We start from the raw sequence: 15,424 nt of genomic DNA on the forward strand, positions 1-15,424 counted from the left end.
GTTATGAATACCGTTTGTACCCATTGTCAGGCCATCAATCGCATTCCCGACGATCGGCTCGAAGATGCGGCAAAATGCGGACGCTGCGGTCACGACTTGTTTGACGGAGAGGTGATTAATGCGACCGGTGAAATGCTCGACAAATTGCTGAAAGATGATCTGCCTGTGGTGATCGACTTCTGGGCGCCGTGGTGCGGCCCCTGCCGTAATTTCGCACCAATTTTTGAAGATGTTGCGCAAGAGCGTAGCGGTAAAGTGCGCTTTGTGAAAGTGAATACCGAAGCTGAACGTGAATTAAGCAGCCGCTTTGGTATTCGTAGCATTCCGACAATCATGATTTTCAAAAACGGTCAGGTTGTCGACATGCTTAATGGCGCAGTACCAAAAGCACCTTTCGATAGCTGGCTGAACGAATCGCTTTAATCTTGTCGGGGTGCATCTTGTGCCCCGTTTTCTCCTCTGCGACAATGGCGTTTTTTCGACGCTCTCTTATGACCGAAAACGTTGTTCTCCAGTTACGCGCCGAGCGTATTGCGCGCGCAACACGTCCTTTTCTTGCCCGCGGTAATCGCGTTCGTCGCTGCCAACGCTGTCTTTTGCCAGAGAAATTATGTCTCTGTTCGACAATTACTCCAGCGGAAGCTAAAAGTCGCTTTTGTTTGCTGATGTTCGACACCGAGCCAATGAAGCCCAGTAACACCGGGCGTCTGATTGCCGATATCTTGCCAAATACCGTCGCGTTTCAATGGTCCCGTACCGAACCCTCGCAGGATTTGCTAGCTCTGGTACAAAACCCGGATTATCAACCGATGGTGGTCTTCCCTGCCTCATATGCTAATGAACAACGGGAAGTGATTTTTACACCACCTGCTGGTAAGCCACCGCTGTTTATCATGCTCGATGGTACCTGGCCGGAAGCTCGCAAGATGTTTCGTAAAAGTCCTTATCTGGATAATCTTCCCGTCATTTCCGTCGATCTTTCCCGGCTATCTGCCTATCGCCTGCGTGAAGCCCAGGCTGAAGGCCAATACTGCACTGCCGAAGTTGCCATCGCACTGTTAGATATGGCCGGCGATACCGAAGCGGCGGCAGGTCTAGGCGAGCATTTCACCCGCTTTAAAACACGCTATCTGGCAGGAAAAACGCAACATCTGGGTAGCATCACAGCAGAACAGTTAGAAAGCGTTTAAAATCATTCGGTCACTTCTGCGGGAGACCGATATGAGTCAGCGAGGACTGGAAGCATTACTGCGACCAAAATCGATTGCGGTAATTGGCGCATCGATGAAACCCAATCGCGCAGGTTATCTGATGATGCGTAACCTGCTGGCGGGGGGATTTAACGGGCCGGTACTCCCGGTGACGCCTGCCTGGAAAGCGGTGTTGGGTGTGTTGGCCTGGCCGGATATTGCCAGCCTGCCCTTTACACCCGATCTTGCGGTTTTATGTACCAATGCCAGCCGCAATCTTACTCTTCTGGAAGAGCTCGGCGAGAAAGGCTGTAAAACCTGCATTATTCTTTCCGCCCCGGCATCGCAGCACGAAGATCTCCGTGCCTGCGCCCTGCGCCATAACATGCGTCTGCTGGGGCCAAACAGTCTGGGATTACTGGCCCCCTGGCAAGGCCTGAATGCCAGCTTTTCGCCGGTACCGATTAAACGCGGCAAACTGGCGTTTATTTCGCAGTCTGCCGCCGTCTCCAATACCATCCTCGACTGGGCACAACAGCGGGAAATGGGCTTTTCCTACTTTATTGCTCTCGGCGACAGCCTGGATATCGACGTTGATGAATTGCTCGATTATCTGGCGCGCGACAGCAAAACCAGTGCAATCCTGCTCTACCTCGAACAATTAAGTGATGCGCGACGTTTTGTTTCGGCTGCACGTAGCGCCTCACGTAATAAACCGATTCTGGTGATTAAAAGTGGACGTAGCCCGGCGGCGCAACGACTACTGAACACCACGGCAGGAATGGATCCTGCTTGGGATGCAGCTATTCAGCGCGCCGGTTTGTTGCGAGTACAGGATACCCACGAGCTGTTTTCGGCAGTCGAAACCCTTAGCCATATGCGCCCGCTACGTGGAGAGCGGCTGATGATTATCAGCAACGGTGCAGCACCTGCCGCACTGGCGCTGGATGCCTTATGGTCACGCAATGGCAAGCTGGCTACGCTCAGTGAAGAAACCTGCCAAAAATTGCGCGATGCACTGCCAGAACATGTGGCAATCTCTAACCCGCTCGATCTTCGTGATGACGCCAGTAGTGAGCATTATATTAAAACGCTGGATATTCTGCTCCACAGTCAGGATTTTGATGCGCTGATGGTTATTCATTCGCCCAGCGCCGCTGCCCCCGCAACAGAAAGCGCACATGCATTAATTGAAGCGGTAAAGCATCATCCCCGCAGCAAGTATGTTTCTCTGCTGACGAACTGGTGCGGCGAGCACTCCTCGCAAGAGGCACGACGTTTATTCAGCGAAGCCGGGCTGCCGACCTACCGCACCCCGGAAGGAACCATCACCGCTTTTATGCATATGGTGGAGTACCGGCGTAATCAGAAGCAACTACGCGAAACGCCGGCGTTGCCCAGCAATCTGACCTCTAATACCGCAGAAGCGCATCTTCTGTTGCAACAGGCCATTGTCGAAGGGGCAACGTCGCTCGATACCCATGAAGTTCAGCCTATCCTGCAAGCGTACGGCATGAACACACTCCCCACCTGGATTGCCACTGACAGCACCGAGGCTGTGCATATTGCCGAACAGATTGGTTATCCGGTGGCACTAAAATTACGCTCGCCGGATATTCCACATAAATCAGAAGTTCAGGGCGTCATGCTCTACTTGCGTACAGCCAATGAAGTCCAGCAAGCCGCAAATGCTATTTTCGATCGCGTAAAAATGGCCTGGCCGCAGGCGCGTATCCACGGCCTGCTGGTACAAAGTATGGCTAACCGTGCTGGCGCTCAGGAGTTGCGAGTAGTGGTTGAGCACGATCCGGTTTTCGGACCGTTGATCATGCTGGGCGAAGGCGGTGTGGAGTGGCGTCCTGAAGATCAAGCCGTCGTCGCACTACCGCCGCTGAACATGAACCTGGCACGTTATCTGGTCATTCAGGGGATCAAAAGTAAAAAGATTCGTGCGCGTAGTGCGCTACGCCCGCTGGATGTGGCGGGATTAAGCCAGTTACTGGTGCAGGTTTCTAACTTGATTGTTGATTGTCCGGAGATTCAGAGGCTGGATATTCATCCTTTGCTGGCTTCCGGCAATGAATTTACCGCGCTTGATGTCACGCTGGATATCGCTCCGTTTGAAGGCGATAACGAGAGTCGCCTGGCTGTGCGCCCTTATCCTCATCAGCTGGAAGAATGGGTAGAATTGAAAAACGGCGAACGTTGCTTGTTCCGCCCGATTTTGCCGGAAGATGAGCCACAGCTTCAGCAATTCATTTCGCGAGTCACCAAAGAAGATCTTTATTACCGCTACTTTAGCGAGATCAACGAATTTACCCATGAAGATTTAGCCAACATGACGCAGATCGACTACGATCGGGAAATGGCGTTTGTAGCGGTACGACGTATTGATCAAACGGAAGAGATCCTCGGCGTCACGCGTGCGATCTCCGATCCTGATAACATCGATGCCGAATTTGCCGTGCTGGTTCGCTCGGATCTCAAAGGGTTAGGCTTAGGTCGACGCTTAATGGAAAAGTTGATTACCTATACGCGAGATCACGGACTGCAACGTCTGAATGGTATTACGATGCCAAACAATCGTGGCATGGTGGCGCTGGCCCGCAAGCTCGGGTTTAACGTTGATATCCAGCTCGAAGAGGGGATCGTTGGGCTTACGCTAAATCTTGCCCAGCGCGAGGAATCATGAGTAAGGTACTGGAAATGTTGACCACTTAATCGGGACTGGTGTTATTATTGCCCGCTTATGTCGTCTGCATTGCACAGAGGACCCTTCAATGAACAGAGAAGAAATGCACTGTGATGTTGTCAAAATTTAAGCGTAATAAACATCAACAACACCTTGCCCAACTACCCAAGATTTCTCAATCAGTTGATGATGTCGATTTCTTTTACGCTCCCGCCGACTTCCGGGAGACGCTGCTGGAAAAAATAGCCAGCGCGAAGCAGCGCATTTGCATTGTCGCCCTGTATCTCGAACAGGATGACGGTGGCAAAGGCATTCTGAACGCGTTGTATGAGGCTAAAAGGCAGCGTCCGGAACTGGATGTACGGGTGCTGGTCGACTGGCATCGTGCACAACGTGGACGCATTGGCGCTGCGGCATCTAACACTAACGCTGACTGGTACTGCCGCATGGCACAGGAAAATCCGGGCGTAGATGTTCCAGTTTATGGCGTTCCAATCAATACCCGTGAGGCCCTTGGTGTTCTGCACTTTAAAGGCTTTATCATCGACGATAGCGTACTTTATAGCGGTGCCAGCCTGAACGATGTTTACCTGCATCAGCACGATAAATATCGCTACGACCGTTATCATCTGATCCGTAACCGTAAGATGTCAGACATTATGTTTGAATGGGTTACACAGAATATTATGAATGGCCGCGGCGTTAATCGTCTGGATGATGTTAATCGGCCAAAAAGCCCGGAAATCAAGAACGATATTCGTCTGTTCCGCCAGGAGCTGCGTGATGCCGCTTATCATTTCCAGGGCGATGCTGACAACGATCAGCTTTCCGTAACGCCGTTGGTAGGTCTGGGGAAATCGAGTCTGTTGAACAAGACCATTTTCCACCTTATGCCTTGTGCCGAGCAGAAACTAACCATCTGTACGCCATACTTCAACCTGCCAGCAATCCTTGTGCGCAATATCATCCAGTTGCTGCGCGAAGGGAAAAAGGTCGAAATTATTGTTGGTGATAAAACCGCGAATGACTTCTACATTCCGGAAGATGAACCTTTCAAGATAATTGGCGCATTGCCTTATCTCTATGAGATCAATCTGCGTCGTTTCCTGAGCCGTTTACAGTATTACGTCAACACTGACCAGTTAGTGGTTCGGTTATGGAAAGACGACGACAACACCTATCACCTGAAAGGGATGTGGGTTGATGATAAGTGGATGCTGATCACCGGCAATAACCTGAACCCACGCGCCTGGCGTCTGGATCTGGAAAACGCCATTTTGATTCACGATCCGCAACTGGAGCTTGCGCCACAGCGAGAGAAAGAACTGGAGCTGATCCGCGAGCATACCACCATCGTTAAGCACTATCGCGATCTGCAAAGTATTGCCGATTATCCGGTGAAGGTTCGTAAACTCATTCGCCGTTTGCGCCGTATCCGCATCGACCGATTAATTAGCCGCATCCTGTAATCACAACCCCGTCCTGTACGGGGTTTGTTTTTGGAGGCCACGTTTTGCGTATTCTTTTTGTCTGTTCGCTATTGTTACTTTCTGGATGCAGCCATATGGCTAACGATAGCTGGAGCGGGCAGGATAAAGCTCAACACTTTATCGCCTCGGCGATGCTTTCCGCTGCCGGAAATGAATATTCACAGCATCAGGGGATGAGTCGCGATCGCAGTGCCACTTTCGGGCTAATGTTCTCTGTTGGGCTGGGCGCGTCAAAAGAACTTTGGGATAGCCGCCCCGAGGGGAGCGGCTGGAGCTGGAAAGATTTTACCTGGGATGTCGCCGGTGCAACTACTGGCTATACCGTCTGGCAGTTGGCGCATAATTAAAGGCGCATCCCCTTCCCTTTGCGATGTAGCATCAAAGAAACCAGAAACGCCACCACGGCCATCAAGGTCACATACCAGAAGAAGGCTGTTTCCATTCCTATTGATTTCAGCGACAACGCTACGTACTCTGCTGAGCCACCAAATATCGCATTAGCGACGGCATACGACAGACCAACACCTAATGCGCGAACCTGGGCCGGGAACATTTCAGCCTTCAGTATTCCACTGATTGAAGTATAAAAACTCACTATCAGCAGGGCGCACATCACTAGACCAAAAGCGGCATAAGGCGAAGATACGTTCTGCAATGCTGAGAGAATAGGAACGGTAAAAATGGTTGCCAAAGAACCGAAACATAACATTGAGGTACGACGACCAATCTTATCCGACAGCGCGCCAATAAGTGGTTGAATAAGCATGAATACAAACAATGCGGCAGTCATAATGCCACTCGCCACGTTGGCATGCATTCCCGCAGTATTTACCAGATACTTCTGCATATAAGTGGTGAAGGTATAGAAACAAAGGGAGCCCGCAGCGGTAAAACCGAGAACCATGATGAATGCACGGCGATTGCGCCATAATCCTTTCAGAGATCCAGCTTCTTTTAAAGCGCGTGTTTCTTGTTGTGAAGTTTCATCTAACTGACGACGTAACCACAACGCCACAACAGCTAACACAGCTCCTAACGCGAAAGGAATACGCCATCCCCACTCTCTGAGTGCAGCGTCTTCCATGGTGTGTTGTAAAACCACGACAACCAGTAGAGCTAGCAGTTGCCCGCCGATCAACGTCACATACTGAAATGATGCGTAAAAACCTTTGCGCCCTTCAACGGCAACTTCACTCATATAGGTGGCGCTGGTGCCATATTCTCCGCCAACGGATAATCCCTGGAATAAACGAGCGAGAAGCAATAATGCCGGAGCCCAGGTACCGATTGTTTCGTAGCCTGGCAAACAGGCGATAACCAGTGAGCCGAAACACATCATACACACCGATAATAGCATCGATTTTTTGCGACCATGTTTATCGGCTATGCGGCCAAATAGCCAACCGCCTATTGGGCGCATCAGAAATCCCGCAGCAAAAACACCTGCTGTTTGCAGTAGTTGAGTCGTCGTGTTCCCGGAAGGGAAGAAGATGTGGGCGAAGTAGAGTGAACAGAACGAGTAGACATAGAAATCGAACCACTCGACCAAATTACCTGAAGAGGCCCCCACAATTGCCCAAATGCGGCGACGAGTATCACTACTTGTCAGTTTGCTGTCTGCCGTTACAGTACTTTCAGCCATGCCATTATGTCTCCTGCCGTAATCCGATGCTTTTGTCGGTCGCTGTTGTTTATTTTTTGGTAAAGAAAATGTTATACATTTGTTGCGTATCATTATGCAACCTTAACCATGAATTTAGTTAGCAGGAAAATGGTTATTAAGGAGCTTAAGGATAGATTTCTGGTAAGGAGGAAGTATTTAAGTGGGCAATTTGGGGAAGCCGTATTCGCTGTTGAATCTAGCTTATGTGGGAGCGTAGGCTGGATAAGACGCACCAGCGTCGCATCCGGCATGGTTTTCTGCACCATGCAAAAAGGCCCAGTCTTCCGACTGGGCCTTCTGCTTAATTTGATGCCTGGCAGTTCCCTACTCTCGCATGGGGAGACCCCACACTACCATCGGCGCTACGGCGTTTCACTTCTGAGTTCGGCATGGGGTCAGGTGGGACCACCGCGCTAAGGCCGCCAGGCAAATTCTGTTTCATCAGACCGCTTCTGCGTTCTGATTTAATCTGTATCAGGCTGAAAATCTTCTCTCAATCCGCCAAAACATCTTCGGCGTTGTAAGGTTAAGCCTCACGGTTCATTAGTACCGGTTAGCTCAACGCATCGCTGCGCTTACACACCCGGCCTATCAACGTCGTCGTCTTCAACGTTCCTTCAGGACCCTTAAAGGGTCAGGGAGAACTCATCTCGGGGCAAGTTTCGTGCTTAGATGCTTTCAGCACTTATCTCTTCCGCATTTAGCTACCGGGCAGTGCCATTGGCATGACAACCCGAACACCAGTGATGCGTCCACTCCGGTCCTCTCGTACTAGGAGCAGCCCCCCTCAGTTCTCCAGCGCCCACGGCAGATAGGGACCGAACTGTCTCACGACGTTCTAAACCCAGCTCGCGTACCACTTTAAATGGCGAACAGCCATACCCTTGGGACCTACTTCAGCCCCAGGATGTGATGAGCCGACATCGAGGTGCCAAACACCGCCGTCGATATGAACTCTTGGGCGGTATCAGCCTGTTATCCCCGGAGTACCTTTTATCCGTTGAGCGATGGCCCTTCCATTCAGAACCACCGGATCACTATGACCTGCTTTCGCACCTGCTCGCGCCGTCACGCTCGCAGTCAAGCTGGCTTATGCCATTGCACTAACCTCCTGATGTCCGACCAGGATTAGCCAACCTTCGTGCTCCTCCGTTACTCTTTAGGAGGAGACCGCCCCAGTCAAACTACCCACCAGACACTGTCCGCAACCCCGATAAGGGGCCTACGTTAGAACATCAAACATTAAAGGGTGGTATTTCAAGGTCGGCTCCATGCAGACTGGCGTCCACACTTCAAAGCCTCCCACCTATCCTACACATCAAGGCTCAATGTTCAGTGTCAAGCTATAGTAAAGGTTCACGGGGTCTTTCCGTCTTGCCGCGGGTACACTGCATCTTCACAGCGAGTTCAATTTCACTGAGTCTCGGGTGGAGACAGCCTGGCCATCATTACGCCATTCGTGCAGGTCGGAACTTACCCGACAAGGAATTTCGCTACCTTAGGACCGTTATAGTTACGGCCGCCGTTTACCGGGGCTTCGATCAAGAGCTTCGCGTTACCGCTAACCCCATCAATTAACCTTCCGGCACCGGGCAGGCGTCACACCGTATACGTCCACTTTCGTGTTTGCACAGTGCTGTGTTTTTAATAAACAGTTGCAGCCAGCTGGTATCTTCGACTGATTTCAGCTCCACGAGCAAGTCGCTTCACCTACATATCAGCGTGCCTTCTCCCGAAGTTACGGCACCATTTTGCCTAGTTCCTTCACCCGAGTTCTCTCAAGCGCCTTGGTATTCTCTACCTGACCACCTGTGTCGGTTTGGGGTACGATTTGTTGTTACCTGATGCTTAGAGGCTTTTCCTGGAAGCAGGGCATTTGTTGCTTCAGCACCGTAGTGCCTCGTCATCACGCCTCAGCCTTGATTTTCCGGATTTGCCTGGAAAACCAGCCTACACGCTTAAACCGGGACAACCGTCGCCCGGCCAACATAGCCTTCTCCGTCCCCCCTTCGCAGTAACACCAAGTACAGGAATATTAACCTGTTTCCCATCGACTACGCCTTTCGGCCTCGCCTTAGGGGTCGACTCACCCTGCCCCGATTAACGTTGGACAGGAACCCTTGGTCTTCCGGCGAGCGGGCTTTTCACCCGCTTTATCGTTACTTATGTCAGCATTCGCACTTCTGATACCTCCAGCATACCTCACAGTACACCTTCGCAGGCTTACAGAACGCTCCCCTACCCAACAACGCATAAGCGTCGCTGCCGCAGCTTCGGTGCATGGTTTAGCCCCGTTACATCTTCCGCGCAGGCCGACTCGACCAGTGAGCTATTACGCTTTCTTTAAATGATGGCTGCTTCTAAGCCAACATCCTGGCTGTCTGGGCCTTCCCACATCGTTTCCCACTTAACCATGACTTTGGGACCTTAGCTGGCGGTCTGGGTTGTTTCCCTCTTCACGACGGACGTTAGCACCCGCCGTGTGTCTCCCGTGATAACATTCTCCGGTATTCGCAGTTTGCATCGGGTTGGTAAGTCGGGATGACCCCCTTGCCGAAACAGTGCTCTACCCCCGGAGATGAATTCACGAGGCGCTACCTAAATAGCTTTCGGGGAGAACCAGCTATCTCCCGGTTTGATTGGCCTTTCACCCCCAGCCACAAGTCATCCGCTAATTTTTCAACATTAGTCGGTTCGGTCCTCCAGTTAGTGTTACCCAACCTTCAACCTGCCCATGGCTAGATCACCGGGTTTCGGGTCTATACCCTGCAACTTAACGCCCAGTTAAGACTCGGTTTCCCTTCGGCTCCCCTATTCGGTTAACCTTGCTACAGAATATAAGTCGCTGACCCATTATACAAAAGGTACGCAGTCACACCCCAAAGGGTGCTCCCACTGCTTGTACGTACACGGTTTCAGGTTCTTTTTCACTCCCCTCGCCGGGGTTCTTTTCGCCTTTCCCTCACGGTACTGGTTCACTATCGGTCAGTCAGGAGTATTTAGCCTTGGAGGATGGTCCCCCCATATTCAGACAGGATACCACGTGTCCCGCCCTACTCATCGAGCTCACAGTATGTGCATTTTTGTGTACGGGGCTGTCACCCTGTATCGCGCGCCTTTCCAGACGCTTCCACTAACACACACACTGATTCAGGCTCTGGGCTGCTCCCCGTTCGCTCGCCGCTACTGGGGGAATCTCGGTTGATTTCTTTTCCTCGGGGTACTTAGATGTTTCAGTTCCCCCGGTTCGCCTCATTAACCTATGGATTCAGTTAATGATAGTGTGACGAATCACACTGGGTTTCCCCATTCGGAAATCGCCGGTTATAACGGTTCATATCACCTTACCGACGCTTATCGCAGATTAGCACGTCCTTCATCGCCTCTGACTGCCAGGGCATCCACCGTGTACGCTTAGTCGCTTAACCTCACAACCCGAAGATGTTTCTTTCGATTCATCATCGTGTTGCGAAAATTTGAGAGACTCACGAACAACTTTCATTGTTCAGTGTTTCAATTTTCAGCTTGATCCAGATTTTTAAAGAGCAAATATCTTAAACATGACTCGTAAGTCATCTTTAACGATATTAAGGTCGGCGACTTTCACTCACAAACCAGCAAGTGGCGTCCCCTAGGGGATTCGAACCCCTGTTACCGCCGTGAAAGGGCGGTGTCCTGGGCCTCTAGACGAAGGGGACGTATCAGTCTGCTTCGCAAGACGCCTTGCTTTTCACTTTCTATCAGACAATCTGTGTGAGCACTGCAAAGTACAGTTCTTTAAGGTAAGGAGGTGATCCAACCGCAGGTTCCCCTACGGTTACCTTGTTACGACTTCACCCCAGTCATGAATCACAAAGTGGTAAGCGCCCTCCCGAAGGTTAAGCTACCTACTTCTTTTGCAACCCACTCCCATGGTGTGACGGGCGGTGTGTACAAGGCCCGGGAACGTATTCACCGTGGCATTCTGATCCACGATTACTAGCGATTCCGACTTCATGGAGTCGAGTTGCAGACTCCAATCCGGACTACGACGCACTTTATGAGGTCCGCTTGCTCTCGCGAGGTCGCTTCTCTTTGTATGCGCCATTGTAGCACGTGTGTAGCCCTGGTCGTAAGGGCCATGATGACTTGACGTCATCCCCACCTTCCTCCAGTTTATCACTGGCAGTCTCCTTTGAGTTCCCGGCCGGACCGCTGGCAACAAAGGATAAGGGTTGCGCTCGTTGCGGGACTTAACCCAACATTTCACAACACGAGCTGACGACAGCCATGCAGCACCTGTCTCACGGTTCCCGAAGGCACATTCTCATCTCTGAAAACTTCCGTGGATGTCAAGACCAGGTAAGGTTCTTCGCGTTGCATCGAATTAAACCACATGCTCCACCGCTTGTGCGGGCCCCCGTCAATTCATTTGAGTTTTAACCTTGCGGCCGTACTCCCCAGGCGGTCGACTTAACGCGTTAGCTCCGGAAGCCACGCCTCAAGGGCACAACCTCCAAGTCGACATCGTTTACGGCGTGGACTACCAGGGTATCTAATCCTGTTTGCTCCCCACGCTTTCGCACCTGAGCGTCAGTCTTCGTCCAGGGGGCCGCCTTCGCCACCGGTATTCCTCCAGATCTCTACGCATTTCACCGCTACACCTGGAATTCTACCCCCCTCTACGAGACTCAAGCTTGCCAGTATCAGATGCAGTTCCCAGGTTGAGCCCGGGGATTTCACATCTGACTTAACAAACCGCCTGCGTGCGCTTTACGCCCAGTAATTCCGATTAACGCTTGCACCCTCCGTATTACCGCGGCTGCTGGCACGGAGTTAGCCGGTGCTTCTTCTGCGGGTAACGTCAATGAGCAAAGGTATTAACTTTACTCCCTTCCTCCCCGCTGAAAGTACTTTACAACCCGAAGGCCTTCTTCATACACGCGGCATGGCTGCATCAGGCTTGCGCCCATTGTGCAATATTCCCCACTGCTGCCTCCCGTAGGAGTCTGGACCGTGTCTCAGTTCCAGTGTGGCTGGTCATCCTCTCAGACCAGCTAGGGATCGTCGCCTAGGTGAGCCGTTACCCCACCTACTAGCTAATCCCATCTGGGCACATCCGATGGCAAGAGGCCCGAAGGTCCCCCTCTTTGGTCTTGCGACGTTATGCGGTATTAGCTACCGTTTCCAGTAGTTATCCCCCTCCATCAGGCAGCTTCCCAGACATTACTCACCCGTCCGCCACTCGTCAGCAAATCAGCAAGCTGATTCCTGTTACCGTTCGACTTGCATGTGTTAGGCCTGCCGCCAGCGTTCAATCTGAGCCATGATCAAACTCTTCAATTTAAAAGTTTGATGCTCAAAGAATTAAACTTCGTAATGAATTACGTGTTCACTCTTGAGACTTGGTATTCATTTTTCGTCTTGCGACGTTAAGAATCCGTATCTTCGAGTGCCCACACAGATTGTCTGATAAATTGTTAAAGAGCAGTGCCGCTTCGCTTTTTCTCAGCGGCGCGGGGTGTACATAATACGCTTTCCCGCTCCAGAGTCAAGCATTTTTTTGCTTTTCTCTGTCGAGATTCTCAGGAGAACCTCGCTGACCCGGCGGCGTGTTTGCCGTTGTTCCGTGTCAGTGGTGGCGCATTATAGGGAGTTATTCCGGCCTGACAAGCGAAAAATATAAAAACTTTATCGTTCGCTCATTTTTCAGGCAAAACATCTTGAATATAGTCTTTTCCGTCTAATTTATAGACAAAAACGAGCCCCGAAGGACTCGTTTTATCATTACTGGACGGCGACAATCCTGTCTTCATTAACTTCCAGGCGAATAACTTTACCCGGAACCAATTCACCAGACAGTATTTGCTGTGCCAGCGGGTTTTCGATCTGCTGCTGGATAGCACGTTTCAGAGGACGTGCACCATAGACCGGATCGTAACCGTTCTCGCTCAGCAGTTTCAGCGCCTCGTCAGAAATGTGGATTTCATAACCACGTTCTTCCAGACGTTTGTACAGACGTTTCAACTGAATCTGCGCAATCGACGCAATGTGCTGTTCACCCAGCGGATGGAAGACCACCACTTCATCGATACGGTTAATGAATTCCGGACGGAAGTTATGGCTTACCACACCGAGTACCAGCTCTTTCATGTGCGCATAATCCAGTTCACCGAAGCGTTCCTGAATCAAATCGGAACCGAGGTTAGAGGTCATAATGACAACCGTATTACGGAAGTCGACCGTTCTCCCCTGCCCGTCAGTCAGACGCCCATCATCCAGTACCTGCAACAGAATGTTGAAGACATCCGGATGCGCTTTTTCCACTTCATCCAGCAGGATGACGGAATACGGACGACGACGCACCGCTTCGGTCAGGTAGCCACCTTCTTCATAACCGACATATCCCGGAGGCGCACCAACCAGACGAGACACCGAGTGTTTCTCCATAAACTCGGACATATCGATACGGACCATCGCCTCGTCGCTATCAAACATAAAGTTCGCCAGCGCCTTACAAAGCTCAGTTTTCCCCACACCCGTTGGGCCGAGGAACAGGAATGAACCAATCGGGCGATTCGGGTCAGCAAGCCCCGCACGGCTACGACGAATAGCGTTAGATACCGCATCAACCGCTTCGTTCTGACCAATAACGCGATGGTGCAGCTCTTGCTCCATACGCAGCAGTTTTTCGCGCTCGCTTTCCATCATGCGAGAAACCGGAATCCCCGTCCAACGCGCCAGCACTTCAGCAATTTCGGCGTCGGTCACTTTATTACGCAAGAGACGCATAGTTTTGCCTTCGAGCTGCGTTGCGGCTTCCAGTTGCTTTTCCAGTTCTGGAATTTTGCCATATTGCAGTTCAGACATCCGCGCCAGATCACCCACACGGCGAGCCTGTTCAATGGCGATTTTCGCCTGTTCCAGTTCCGCTTTAATGGTCTGCGTACCAGAAAGCGACGCTTTCTCAGCTTTCCACTCTTCTTCTAACTCGGAATACTGACGTTCTTTGTCGCTCAGTTCTTCGTTGAGCATATCCAGGCGTTTTTTACTGGCTTCATCAGACTCTTTCATTAACGCCTGTTGTTCCAGTTTGAGCTGGATGATACGACGATCGAGTCGGTCGAGTTCTTCTGGTTTTGAGTCAATCTGCATACGAATGCTGGATGCTGCTTCATCGATCAGGTCGATGGCTTTATCCGGCAGCTGACGGTCAGCAATGTAGCGATGAGATAATGTCGCAGCTGCAACAATTGCCGGGTCAGTAATTTGCACATGGTGGTGCAGTTCGTAACGTTCTTTCAGGCCACGCAGAATAGCAATGGTGTCTTCCACGGTTGGCTCGGCAACAAACACTTTCTGGAAACGACGTTCCAGCGCAGCATCTTTTTCGATGTACTGGCGATATTCGTCCAGTGTCGTGGCACCTACGCAGTGCAATTCACCACGCGCCAGCGCCGGTTTCAGCATGTTGCCGGCATCCATTGCGCCATCGGCTTTACCCGCGCCGACCATGGTATGTAATTCGTCGATAAACAGGATGACGTTGCCTTCCTGTTTGGCAAGATCGTTAAGCACGCCTTTTAAACGCTCTTCAAACTCACCGCGATATTTCGCCCCAGCCACCAGCGCGCCCATATCCAGCGCCAGTACGCGGCGGCCTTTCAACCCTTCCGGCACTTCGCCATTGATAATACGCTGAGCCAGACCTTCAACGATGGCTGTTTTACCAACGCCTGGTTCACCAATCAGCACCGGGTTATTTTTAGTACGACGTTGCAGTACCTGAATGGTACGGCGAATTTCTTCATCACGGCCAATCACCGGATCGAGTTTGCCTTGTTCGGCTCGTTCGGTGAGGTCGATAGTGTATTTTTTCAAAGCCTGACGTTGGTCTTCAGCTCCTTGATCGTTCACGCTTTCACCTCCACGCATTTGTTCAATCGCTTGAGTAATGTTGGCGGTGGTCGCCCCTGCTGCTTTCAGGATGTCGGCCAGCGTGCCGCGAGACTCAAGTGCCGCCAGAACGAACAGTTCTGACGAGATAAAGTTATCACCACGTTTTTGCGCCAGCTTGTCGCAAAGATTAAGAACGCGCACCAGATCCTGTGAGGGCTGGACATCGCCGCCAGTGCCTTCAACCTGCGGTAAACGATTTAATGCCTGATTGATATCTGTGCGCAACTGACCAGCATTGATGCCGGCGGATGTTAATAAAGGACTAACCGAACCCCCTTCCTGATTCAGCAGGGCGCTCATTAAATGAAGTGGTTCGATGAATTGGTTGTCGTGCCCGAGTGCAAGTGATTGGGCATCGGCAAGAGCAAGCTGGAATTTATTAGTAAGACGATCCAGACGCATAACTCCTCCCATAACGGATCAAAGTTGCTACTGGAGATTAAATGAGGTC

Annotated in this window: 7 protein-coding genes, 1 tRNA gene and 3 rRNA genes; 5 read left to right on the forward strand and 6 right to left on the reverse strand. The window is 51.3% G+C overall.

The window, feature by feature from the left end; translation table 11 throughout:
* Positions 1 to 3 precede the first annotated feature (3 nt).
* The 5 genes from trxC to QUE34_RS15810 all read left to right on the forward strand — a co-directional run bounded on the left by trxC (position 4) and on the right by QUE34_RS15810 (position 5,719).
* Entirely contained in the window at positions 4 to 423 is a 420-nt protein-coding gene (gene trxC / locus QUE34_RS15785; protein WP_032303585.1) for a thioredoxin TrxC, read from the forward strand.
* 68 nt (positions 424 to 491) lie between these two features.
* Positions 492 to 1,190 (forward strand): tRNA-uridine aminocarboxypropyltransferase, encoded by a 699-nt coding sequence (gene tapT / locus QUE34_RS15790; protein ID WP_032303586.1) that lies wholly within the window; start codon positions 492 to 494, stop codon positions 1,188 to 1,190.
* A gap of 31 nt (positions 1,191 to 1,221) precedes the next feature.
* The gene (gene patZ / locus QUE34_RS15795) at positions 1,222 to 3,882 is read left to right on the forward strand and encodes a peptidyl-lysine N-acetyltransferase PatZ (RefSeq protein ID WP_032303587.1); all 2,661 of its coding nucleotides are present in this window, start codon (positions 1,222 to 1,224) and stop codon (positions 3,880 to 3,882) included.
* 113 nt (positions 3,883 to 3,995) lie between these two features.
* Positions 3,996 to 5,351: a CDP-diacylglycerol--serine O-phosphatidyltransferase gene (gene pssA, locus QUE34_RS15805; protein WP_000949265.1), complete on the forward strand. Its 1,356-nt coding sequence runs from the start codon at positions 3,996 to 3,998 to the stop codon at positions 5,349 to 5,351.
* Positions 5,352 to 5,395: 44 nt separating this feature from the next.
* Complete coding sequence (locus tag QUE34_RS15810) at positions 5,396 to 5,719, forward strand: YfiM family lipoprotein (RefSeq protein ID WP_001221087.1); 324 nt, start codon at positions 5,396 to 5,398, stop codon at positions 5,717 to 5,719.
* Here QUE34_RS15810 and kgtP read toward each other — a convergent pair.
* The 6 genes from kgtP to clpB all read right to left on the reverse strand — a co-directional run bounded on the left by kgtP (position 5,716) and on the right by clpB (position 15,375).
* Positions 5,716 to 7,014, reverse strand: a complete 1,299-nt coding sequence (gene kgtP, locus QUE34_RS15815) for an alpha-ketoglutarate permease (RefSeq protein ID WP_000841106.1) — start codon at positions 7,012 to 7,014, stop codon at positions 5,716 to 5,718. The genes QUE34_RS15810 and kgtP overlap by 4 nt on opposite strands.
* Before the next feature lie 332 nt (positions 7,015 to 7,346).
* Positions 7,347 to 7,462, reverse strand: a 5S ribosomal RNA gene (rrf, locus tag QUE34_RS15820).
* Positions 7,463 to 7,557: 95 nt separating this feature from the next.
* A 23S ribosomal RNA gene (locus tag QUE34_RS15825) occupies positions 7,558 to 10,463 on the reverse strand.
* A 194-nt stretch (positions 10,464 to 10,657) separates the two neighbouring features.
* Positions 10,658 to 10,733 (reverse strand) — tRNA-Glu (locus QUE34_RS15830).
* An 85-nt stretch (positions 10,734 to 10,818) separates the two neighbouring features.
* Positions 10,819 to 12,360, reverse strand: a 16S ribosomal RNA gene (locus QUE34_RS15835).
* The 16S, 23S and 5S rRNA genes sit together here with 1 tRNA gene alongside, the layout of an rRNA operon.
* A gap of 441 nt (positions 12,361 to 12,801) precedes the next feature.
* Positions 12,802 to 15,375, reverse strand: coding sequence for an ATP-dependent chaperone ClpB (clpB, locus tag QUE34_RS15840; protein WP_002431841.1), 2,574 nt, complete (start codon positions 15,373 to 15,375; stop codon positions 12,802 to 12,804).
* Positions 15,376 to 15,424: the final 49 nt, after the last annotated feature.

Origin of the sequence: Escherichia sp. KS167_9B, from assembly GCF_030295215.1 — a bacterium.
Taxonomy (GTDB): domain Bacteria; phylum Pseudomonadota; class Gammaproteobacteria; order Enterobacterales; family Enterobacteriaceae; genus Escherichia; species Escherichia coli_F.